Below are 8102 nucleotides of genomic sequence, written 5' to 3' on the forward strand. Positions count from 1 at the left end.
TTCTCCGTGGCCCGCTCGAACTGGCGCCGCTCCTCCTCCGCCTTGATCCGGAGCCAGTCGTCCCGGTTGATGACGCCCTTCTCCAGCAACACGTCCTCCAGCGGCGTGCTCTCCACGGCCAGGCTCCGGCCCGTCGTCGGCCGTTCCCCTTGTGGTTTCGGTAGCTCTTCATGTCCCTCCGACAGGGACTTCGGTTCGGTCACCGAGACCGGCGGGACCGCGACCGGAGGTTCCTGCGCCATTGCCGGACCGCTCTCGAGACCCAGCAGGCAAGCGATCCCCATTCCAACAATCCATGCGAGCCGTCCGTATCGTCTTTCCCGACCGGCAGAGGTTCCAGAACGCTGATCGTAGTCCACCATGCCCTCCTCCCTTTGCTGTGGTTGCGCTCCGCGCATACAAAACCGCGGGCCACCGTAGCGGAGGAGGATGAACGTCCACTCAACGGTCATTCAAAATTGAGTAAAACCTTCGACGAGCGACGACTGATTGGGAAAGAGGTCGGCCGTCGGCGTAGCATGGAAGGAATGGTGATGGACTGGGTCGGCGGATGGCGATGCGACCGGCGCCCTGGAAGCCACTCTCCGTTGCGGAGTAGGGAGAACCGCAACGTCAGTGCAGCCACCGGCTTACGAGAGTTTACAGACAGTTAACAATGTCGTAACGGGAACTTAAGAGGCCATTGAGTATCGTGCAACGCCTGCTGGTTAGCCTCGCAATCCGGAGTTGCGGAGTCGGTGATGGCAACGGGTCACGAAAGCATCCTGATGGTGACGACTGACGACGCCTTTGCCCAGCCGCTCGAAAAGCGGCTGAGCCAATACAATTACACGGTAACGATCGCCCGCGATACCGATGGGGCGCTCGACGCGGCACGGCGGGCCCTTCCCGTTGCCGTGCTCGTGGACCGGCAGCCGCAGACCCTTGCACAGTTGCGCAGGGAGGCCGGCCTCCGGAAAGTGGCGATCATCGCGCTGTTACCCCCTTCCACTGACTATCCGGAGGAAGCCTGCCTCCAAGACTTCGAGCGGGGCGCCGATGCCTGTCTCTGCACCCAGGGCTACCCGGAGCTAGTCGCCAGGATTCGCGCAATCATCCGCCGCGAGCGACTTCACGCCATTGGAAAGCCCAAGTACGTGGTCGGAGCGATCAGCCTGGACGTGGACCGCCACGAGGTCAGCGTCGGTGGGAAACCGGTAGAGCTGACGCCGAAGGAATTCCGTCTGCTGCAACATTTCGTCCAGCATCCGGCTCGGGTCTTCTCCCGCGAAGAGCTGTTGAACCATGTCTGGGGCGAAGGGGCCGCGCTGGAGTACCACACGCTGGACGTGCACATCCATTCGCTCCGCCAGAAGATCGAGCCGAACCCCGGCGAGCCGCGCTACATCGTGACCGTGCGCGGCATCGGCTACAAGCTGAAATCTGATTCCTGACCGGAACCTCTCTCACGGCACTACCCAGGCCGATCTTTTCCAAGGCGCCCCGCCCACCGTTTTTTGTCCCCTGGGCCGCGTCTTGTCGCCACCCTCCGGCCCGCCGCAGCAGAAGTTCAGGCAATACTGGCTAAAAGCCGAGGGTTCGAGACTTGCACAACCGTCGGCCGGGTCCCAAACATCCGGTCCCGTGAGGTGGTGCTTCCCCATGAAAAAGCCCTCGACTGACCGAATCCCGCTCAACCCCAAGCGCCGACCAGCCGATAAGCTGGTGTTCGTCCGTCTGCTGACCCGGAAGGAAGCGTCGTGGTTGTGCCCCACGGCGCTGATGCCCCCAACTCCTCCTGTGGGGGCATCACCTTCCTTCCGGCCGCGCGCTTCCTGATCCCCCGGATTCGCTCCCTCCTCCCCGGTCCCGCGCGTCTGGCGCGGCGGATCGGCTTTGTGTTATGACACAGGCCGGTCTTCTGCGGGCAAGGAGGTCGTGAGCATGCGCATCGGTCGGGCCGTCAGCCTCGTCGTGCTTCTCCTGGGCAGTTGGTCGTTCCGTCCCGTTCCCGAGGCGGCATGGGCCATCGGCGTGGATGCGGAAGAGGAGCGGACCGTTCGTCTCTACCAGCACCTGGCTCCGGCGACCGTCTTCCTGTCCTCCGCCTACGTCGCCGGCCACCACCACGGCAGTCCCCGTCCCCCGGGCGTCGGGGCCGGCTTCATCCTGGACGAAGCGGGCACGGTGCTGACCAACGCCCACGTGGTGGAGGGGGCGACCGCGATCATGGCCACGCTCTACGGCGGGCAACGGGTCAAGGCCGAAGTGATCGGCCTGGACGCCTATACGGACGTGGCGTTGCTCCGGCTGGTCCAGCCCAAGGACAAGCTGGAAACGGTCAAGCTGGGGGATTCCGACCGCCTCAAAGTCGGGCAGAAGACGCTGGTCGTGGGCAGCCCGTTCGGCCTGGGATTCACGCTCTCCACCGGCATCGTCAGCGGCCTGGGCCCGCTCCCGAACGAAGCCGGCCGCGGAGGACTCGCCGTGATCCAGACGACCGCTCCGATCAATCCCGGCAACAGCGGCGGGCCGCTCGTGGATTCCGAAGGCCGGGTGGTCGGCATCACGACCGCGATGCTGGCCGGGGCCCAGAACATCGGGTTCGCCATCCCGATCAACCTGGTCAAGGGCATCCTCCCGGAACTGAAGGAGAAGGGGCGGGTGACTAGGCCCTGGCTCGGGGTGGCGGGCAAGTTCATGACCCAGGAGATCCGGCTGCTCTTCGCCCTTCCGCTCGCCGACGGCTTCCTGGTCGAGGACGTGGCGGAAGGAAGCCCCGCTGCGTCGGCGGGCGTCTCGGCCGGCTCGCTGGACGTGGTCGTCGAGGGGGTGCCCTGGCTCCTGGGAGGAGACATCATCACCGGCCTCCAGGGACAGCCGGTCATCTCCCCCCAGGACTTCTACCAGATCGTCAGGGGGTTCCGCGTCGGCCAGTCGGTCCAGATTGATCTGCTGCGGGAGGGGCAGCGGCGGCGGGTCTCCGTCGTCCTGCGGGACCGGCCGGCGGAAAAGCCTCAGGCGCCCGCCCTGCCTGTCGGCCAGGCCCTCGGCGTGACGCCGTCAGGGCTCCGAGCCGAGCAGGAATCCCTGCGGTTCTCGTTCTAGCGCCGTTCCAACTATCTTCGACAAAATTCTCGCCCCCTCACCTCAGTCCTCTCCCCCTCCGAGGGAGAGAGGGGAGGGTGAGGGGGGAACGGCTTACGGCGTCGGGATTCCGGAGCTCGCCTGGTTGGTCAGGCCCGCGGAATAGGCCAACGTTGCCCTGGCGATCTGGTAGTCGTACTGGGCCTCGGCCAACCTGGTCTGCGCGGCGGTCAGAACCACTTCGGACTGCGTCACTTCGACGATCGAACCCAATCCCAACCGATAGCGCTGACGGGCCAGACGCAGGGCTTCGGTCGCGGTGGTGACCTGCTCCTCTGCGAACTTGATCTGCTGGGCGAAGTTGATCGTGTCGAGGTAGGCCGTGGTGACCTGCTGCGTCAGTGCCTGCTCGATGGCGATGCTGCCGGCCTCGGCGGCCACCTGCTGCGCGCTGGCCTCGCGGACCTGGTTCTCGATCATGAACCCGGTGAACAGCGGGACCGACACGAGCGCGCCCGCGGTCCACCAGCCGCCCGTCCGCTCCCTGCGGCTTTCGTCGAACGTGTTGAAATCGCCGGCGCTGGCGATGGCGGACACGACTGGGAAATAGAGCTTCTTCGTGGCCTGGGTACGGACCTGCGCCGAGGCCGCTAGTTCCTTGGCCCGCTTCAGCTCGGGATGCGACAGGCTGTCGGCGATCAGCGTCTCGAGCGAACGCTGCGGCCGCACTTCGACCGGAATGTCCTCCAACACGTAGTCCTCCTGGCCGGCGACGCCTATGGCCCGGTTCAGATCGGCAAAGGACGCTTTCAGGTCGTTTCTCGCCTTAATCAGTAAGGATTCGGCGTTCGTCAGCTCGACCTGTACGAGATCGAGGTCCAGCTTGGACTTCAACTGCTGGCGGTACAGCGCGTTGACCTGCGACCGGATGGCCCCACGCTCCCGCACGGTCTCCTCGGCAATCTGGACCAGCCGGCGGCGCTTGAGGCTCGTGAGGTAGGCCCGCTGCACGTTGAGGATCACGAGCGCCCGCTGGGCGTTCACGTCCTGCTCCTGGGCGCGAGCGGCGAGCTTCGACGTATCCACGAGGTCCCGGGTCAGCCCGAAATCGTACAGGCGCTGATTGGCGATCACGCCGCCCGCGTACTGGCTCAGGTTCTGGCGCAGCATGGCGCCGGCCGGCGCCACGAACCGCGGGTTGATCCCTCCGGCGCCGCTCATCGTGTCGAAATTCGCATAGACCTGCGGGAGGTAGAGAGAGCGAGCCTGTTCCGTGCGCGCCTCGGCGGCCTTCTGGTTCGCGTCCGCCGTCTGGAGGACCGGGTGCTTCTCCAGCGCAAGTTCGATGGCTTGCTTCAGATCCAAAAAGGCCCCCGAAGCGGGAACTTGGCCGCCAGGCTTGGCGGCCGGCGCCTCCTCGGCCGCGACAGCCGCTCTTGGAAGCCAGCCAGCGACCACCACGAATGCGACCGCCGGGATCAGAGCCACACCTATCCAAGGCCGATGAACGCGTCCCATAGTGGTGTCCTCCCTCAGTATTTTTGACTGGATGGCTTGCCCGCCGGCAGATTGTAGGCGGACGCTTTCACGGCGACGCCGTCGGCGAGACCGGCCTTTCCGACGACGACCACGTCCTCGTTGCCGGAGAGCCCTTCCACGACCTGCACCCAGACGCCGTCGTCGAGGCCGGTCTTGACGGGAACCAGACGGGCTTTGCCGTGTTCGACGACGAACACGAATCTCCCCTTGTTTGCGCCCCCTGCCGAAATCGCGGCGGGGGGAACAGCCAGGGCGTCGGCGTGATGCTGGAGGTACAGGGTGGTCGTCACGAACGTGCCGGGCTGGAGCAGGCGCTCGTTGTTCGGCATGTCAATTTCGACGAGGAGGGTTCGGGTGGCCGGGTCCAAGGCTTCGGTCGTGCGGGTAATGGCGCCGCGGAACTCCCTGCCCCGCGCCTCTTTGACGGTCAGGACAGCGGGAACGCCGGGCTTGGCCAACGGTGCCACCTCCTGAGGAACGCTCACGTAGACGCGGACCGTGTCCAGATCCATGACGGTGAACAGGGGAGCCGCCTGCGTGGCCGAGCCGGTGGCAGCCTGGATCATGGCCCCCGGGTCGGCAAACCTGGCTGTGATCACGCCTGAAAACGGAGCGTACACCCTAGTGTACTCCAGCAGGGTGCGGCGGGAGTCGCGCAGGTGCCTCGCTCCCTCAGCGGCAGCCCGGGCCACGTCCACGTCCTGCTTGGCGATCACTTCCGGATCTTCCTTCCAGACGTTGTGGAGACGCTCATAGGTGATCCGCTTGATCTGATAATCGGCCTCGGCCTGCTCGAACTGGTCCTTGATCTCAGGCGCGTCAATCACCGCCAGCAGTTGCCCCTTCTTGACCGCGTCCCCCTTGTCGTAGCCGATCCATTTCAGGTAGCCGGGCACCTTGGCGTACAGGGTCGCCTGGTACCAGGGCGAGATGTTCGCCGGGAGGGTCAACGTCTGGGCGATATCGCGCCGCTGCGGCTTGATGACCTGGACCGGCAGGACGCCGGTTCCTTCCTCGGAGACCGGCTCACCGCCCGGCGGCGAGGAGGTGGTCTCCTGACGCCCCTGGAAGAGGACCACCGCGGCGACGAAAAGGAACAGCCCGCCGGCCGCCAGCAGGAGGATCTTGAGCCGACCGTGCCGAGGCGTCGGCGCTGGCGTCGGTGAGCTCTCCTCTTCGATCTCCCGATCCATGTACGGACCTCCTTACTCCGTTCCGTGGGACGCCCAGCGGCGGCGGGCCAACACGTGGAGCACGGGGATGAAGAGCAGGGTCATGAAGGTGGAAACCAACAACCCGCCGATGACGGCCCGGGCCAGCGGCATGTTCGCCTCGCTGCCTTCGCCGATCCCGAGCGCCATCGGGGCGAGGCCCAGAATGGTCGCCAGCGAGGTCATCAGGATCGGGCGGATGCGGAGCCGGCCCGCCTCGACCACCGCTTCTTCGAGCGGCATGCCTTCCCGCAGCCGGTTGTTCGCAAAGTCCACCAGGAGCACGCTGTTGGAGACGACGATCCCGATCATCATGAGCGTGCCGATCAGCGACTCCAGGTTGACCGAGGTGTTCGTCAGCAACAGCATCCAGATCACCCCGATGAACCCCAGAGGAACGGCGAACATGATGACGAAGGGATCGAGGTATGATCGGAACAAGCCGACCATGACCAGGTAGATCAGCAACATCGCCAGCGGCAAGGTTCCGCCGAATCCCGAGAGCGCGGCGCGCAGGCTGTCTGCCTCCCCCTTGATCGTTACCATGATATCCTTAGAGATATCCAGCCCCCGCAGTCTTTGCTCCACCTCCCCCGCCACATGGCCCAGGTCGTTGCCCAGGACGCTCACGAGCACGTCCATCGTCCGCTGGAGGTTGTAGTGGTCCACCGTCTCCGGCCCGGTCTTGCGGGTGACGTCCACGAGATCGCGCAGGAGCACCGGCGCGCTGTTCGCCCCGTCTTCTTCCGAAGGGGGGTTAGGGTCGGGGAGCGAAGGGATTTGGGGGAACGGCGTCTGCTGCAACGCCACGGTGCCGATCGTGAACGTGGAGGCCGGTTCCTCGACGCGGGAACCGACGAGGGGGGTGTTGAGGAAGTCCTCGAAGCGGATCAGGGTCTGCTCCGGATACTGCGCCACCACGAAGTAGGCGTTGTTCGACTTCGGATCGATCCAGTAGCCCGGATTCAACGTCATGTTCGAACTCAACCCCGTCACCAGGTCCATCACGATCCGCTGCTCGCTCAGCCCCAGATAGGCGGACTTGGCCCGGTTGACGTCCAGGTGCAACTCCGGATAGTTCATCCCCTGCCGCACCTGCACGTCCGCCGTCCCCGGCACCCGCGCCGCCACCTCCCGGATGCGGGCCGCCGCCTCGGCCACCTCCGCCAGCTTCGGCCCGCTCACCTTGATGTCAATCGGCGCGGGCAGCCCGAAGTTGATCACGTCGCTGACGATGCCCCCGGTCTGGAACGAGAACTTGAGCCCCGGAAACTCCGCGGCCAGCCGGCTGCGCAGGCGCCCGATGAGCGCGTCGGTGCCGACCGCGTGGTCCCGGGTCAGGCTCACGAGCAGGAACGCCTGATGGGGGCCGTTGACCGGGGTGAACAGGACCATCCAGCCGTGCGGCAAGCCGATGTTGGCGACGATCTGGTCGAGATCGGCGGGGGGAATCTCCTGCCGGAGGACCTCCTCGACCCGCCCGACGATGGCCTCCGTGGTCTCGACGCGCGTGCCTTCGGGGGCCACCACGTTGAGGATGAACTGCCCCGCGTCCACCTTGGGAAAAAACTCGGTCGCCAGCCGGGGGGCCAGCCCCAACGAGCCCAGAAACGTCGCCGTCACCGCTACCACCACCACCGCCTTGTGCCGCAAACACCAGCGGAGCACCCGCTCGTAGACGCGGACGACCAACCCGAAGAGCCGATCGAAGACCCGCGCCGAGGCATGCGCCTCATGCTCGACGTGCTGCGCACCGGGCTTGATAAGCGCCGCCATGGCCACGGGCGCGACCGTCATCGAGGAGACATACGATGCGACCATGGCATAGGCGACGGCCAAGGCGAGCGGAACGAACAGGAACTTGACGATCCCGGTAAAGAAGACGATCGGAAGGTAGACGATGAGGATACTGATGGTCGCGACCAGCATGGGCAACGCCACTTCGGTCACCCCATCGCCGGCCGCTTGTCCCGGCGTCTTGCCCATTCCCAGGTGACGATGGACGTTCTCCAGCACAACGATGTTGTTGTCGAGCAGGGTGCCGATCACGAGGGCGAGGCCGCCGAGGGTCATCACGTTCACCGTATGGCCGGTGAAGTAGAGCAGCACGAAGGCGGCAAGAATCGAAATCGGGATGGCCAGGGCGATGATGAACGTATAGCGCAGGCTGCCGAGAAAGAGGAGGACCATGAGGCAGGCGAGGCCGCCCCCCAGCAGCCCCTCGTGCTCCAGCGTCTGGATCGCCTGCCGGATGTACAGCGACTGGTCGAAAATCAGCTTCACCAC

At 65.5% G+C, this 8102-nt stretch carries 6 protein-coding genes; 2 read left to right on the forward strand and 4 right to left on the reverse strand.

Annotation, left to right across the window (positions count from 1 at the left end; translation table 11 throughout):
* On the reverse strand, positions 1–284 hold a 284-nt coding region (locus tag AB1411_07980), incomplete at its 3' end, for a hypothetical protein (GenBank protein MEW6543535.1).
* Between the two features lie 456 nt (positions 285–740).
* Between AB1411_07980 and AB1411_07985 the strand changes: the two genes are divergently transcribed.
* Together AB1411_07985 and AB1411_07990 are read left to right on the forward strand one after the other, a co-directional pair.
* The gene (locus tag AB1411_07985; GenBank protein MEW6543536.1) at positions 741–1433 is read left to right on the forward strand and encodes a response regulator transcription factor; all 693 of its coding nucleotides are present in this window, start codon (positions 741–743) and stop codon (positions 1431–1433) included.
* Between the two features lie 490 nt (positions 1434–1923).
* Positions 1924–3087 carry a trypsin-like peptidase domain-containing protein gene (locus tag AB1411_07990; GenBank protein MEW6543537.1) on the forward strand — a complete coding sequence of 388 codons (1164 nt, stop codon included), beginning with the start codon at positions 1924–1926 and terminating at the stop codon, positions 3085–3087.
* 93 nt (positions 3088–3180) lie between these two features.
* Here the strand turns inward: AB1411_07990 and AB1411_07995 are convergent, their stop codons facing one another.
* The 3 genes from AB1411_07995 to AB1411_08005 form a co-directional block, all read right to left on the reverse strand.
* Positions 3181–4554 carry a TolC family protein gene (locus AB1411_07995; protein MEW6543538.1) on the reverse strand — a complete coding sequence of 458 codons (1374 nt, stop codon included), beginning with the start codon at positions 4552–4554 and terminating at the stop codon, positions 3181–3183.
* Positions 4555–4598: 44 nt separating this feature from the next.
* On the reverse strand, positions 4599–5798 hold the full coding sequence (locus AB1411_08000) for an efflux RND transporter periplasmic adaptor subunit (protein ID MEW6543539.1): 1200 nt from the start codon (positions 5796–5798) through the stop codon (positions 4599–4601).
* 12 nt (positions 5799–5810) lie between these two features.
* The coding region (locus tag AB1411_08005) for an efflux RND transporter permease subunit (protein ID MEW6543540.1) at positions 5811–8102 on the reverse strand (2292 nt) is incomplete at its 5' end.

This window comes from Nitrospirota bacterium, from assembly GCA_040757595.1.
Lineage (GTDB): Bacteria > Nitrospirota > Nitrospiria > Nitrospirales > Nitrospiraceae > JBFLWP01.